Origin of the sequence: Mycobacterium sp. (assembly GCF_035653355.1) — a bacterium.
Classification (GTDB): domain Bacteria; phylum Actinomycetota; class Actinomycetes; order Mycobacteriales; family Mycobacteriaceae; genus Mycobacterium.
In genome coordinates, this window is sequence record NZ_DASRBZ010000344.1 from 1 (window position 1) to 2128 (window position 2128).

Consider the following 2128-nt stretch of genomic DNA (forward strand, 5'->3'; position numbering starts at 1 on the left):
TATTGGGGCAACGTCAATCCGATCGGTCCGCGTAGCGTCTATGACGAGGCCAAGCGGTTCGCCGAGGCGCTGGTGTTCGCTCACTACCGCTCACGGGGTGCCGACGTGGCGGTGGCGCGGATCTTCAACACCTACGGTCCGCGTATGCGCCCCGACGACGGCCGGATGGTGCCCACCTTTTGCCGGCAGGCGCTGCTCAACGAGCCGATCACGGTAGCGGGCAGCGGCCACCAGACGCGCTCGCTCTGCCATGTCGACGACACGGTGGCGGCGCTGCTGGCGCTGGCTGCCAGCGACATCACCGGTCCGGTGAACATCGGCAACCCGACCGAGCTCACCGTGCTGCGGGTCGCCGAGTCGATTCGCGGCCACGCCGGTAGCACGTCCCCGATTCACTACGTGCCCGCAGCGCAAGACGATCCGCAGCGGCGCTGCCCGGATATCCGGGTGGCACGCGAACAACTGGGCTGGGAGCCGAAGGTCGGCCCCGAAGAAGGTCTGGCTGAAACGGTCGACTGGTTCCGCACCCAAATCGTGCCTCCCATCGCTGTTTAGCACCCGTTTAACGCGGAGAAGTGTGGGTACCGCTTACGGGAAGGTAACCACACATATGCCACTCAATCGGCGAGGGGAGACTCCGTGCGAATTCTCGGCGTCAACGCGGTCTTCCACGATCCAGCGGCGGCCCTGGTCGTCGATGGACAGATCGTCGCCGCCGCGGAAGAAGAGCGGTTCTCCCGACGCAAGCACGGCAAGCAGGCGGTGGCCTTTTCCACTTGGGAAATGCCCACCGCGGCAGCGAGATGGTGCCTGCAGCAGGGCGGGATCACCGCCGCGGACCTCGACGCCGTCGGCTACTCCTACGATCCGGCGCTAGCCGAGATGCCCGGCGGACCGCTGGAAGGCCAGGACCGCGACTGGGAACACCTGCGCACCCTGTATGCGCGCCGCGCGCCGCAGATTTTGTCCGCCGCGTTGCCCGGTCTGGATCCGGGCATCGTGCGCCATGTGCGCCACCATGTCGCGCATGCGGCCTCGGCTTCGCTGGCATCGCCGCAGCCCGACAGCGCGGTGCTCGTGGTCGACGGCCGTGGTGAAGCCACCTCTATGCTGGCCGGCGAATACCGCGATGGCAAGCTGGATATCCTTGCCTCCCAACGACTTCCGCATTCACTGGGCCTGCTGTATGAAAGCCTGACCGAGCATCTGGGGTTCAAGCGGTCCAGTGACGAATACAAAGTGATGGCGATGGCCTCCTACGGGAAGCCCACGTACGCCGACCGTCTGCGCGAGCTGGTATATGCCTGCGGCGACGGTACGTTTCGCACTGAGCCGGTCGACTGGACCGCGTTCGCCCCGCCGCGGGATCCCGCCGAGACAGCGCTGGATCCCGCGCATGCGGATCTGGCGTGCAGCGTGCAGCGTGTGCTCGAGCAGGTGCTGCTCGAGCTGGTCTCGTGGCTGGCCGGCCGGACCAACTCGGACACCCTTTGCCTGGCCGGGGGGGTGGCGCTGAACTGCGTGGCCAACACCGCCCTGTTCGACCACGGTGACTTCCGGGAAGTTTGGGTACAGCCGGCATCCGGAGACGCCGGTACCGCGCTCGGGGCCGCACTGGCGCTGGCCGCCGAGCACCGCGAGCCGATCGCCCCCATGCCCTCGGCATCGCTGGGTCGCGGCTGGTCCGACGACGACGTTGCCGCAGCGCTGCATGATGCCGACATCCACTATGAGCGTCCCGCCGATATCGCGGTCGCAGTCGCCGACGCGCTGGCGGACAATCTGCTGGTCGGCTGGTTCCAGGGCCGCTCGGAATTCGGGCCGAGAGCCTTGGGCAACAGGTCGCTTTTGGCCGATCCCCGCGACGCGGCAAACGTGGAGCGGCTCAACCGGGTCAAAGGTCGCGAGCAGTTTCGGCCGGTCGCGCCGATGGTGCTGGCCAAGCATGCGCCGCAGATCTTTTCGCGCGGACCATTGCCCAGCCCGTACATGCTTTTCGTCCACGACGTAGCTGAGGATTGGCGGGCGCGTATTCCCGCGGCCACCCACGTGGACGGCACGGCGCGGATCCAAACCGTCGACACCGACCAGCCGCTGCTGCACCGCATGATCAGCGAGTTCTCGTCGA

Annotated in this window: 2 protein-coding genes; both read left to right on the forward strand. The window is 67.1% G+C overall.

Annotation, left to right across the window (positions count from 1 at the left end):
• The coding region (locus VFA16_RS12075) for an NAD-dependent epimerase/dehydratase family protein (protein WP_324968038.1) at positions 1-555 on the forward strand (555 nt) is incomplete at its 5' end.
• An 84-nt stretch (positions 556-639) separates the two neighbouring features.
• On the forward strand, positions 640-2128 hold a 1489-nt coding region (locus VFA16_RS12080; protein WP_324968039.1), incomplete at its 3' end, for a carbamoyltransferase family protein.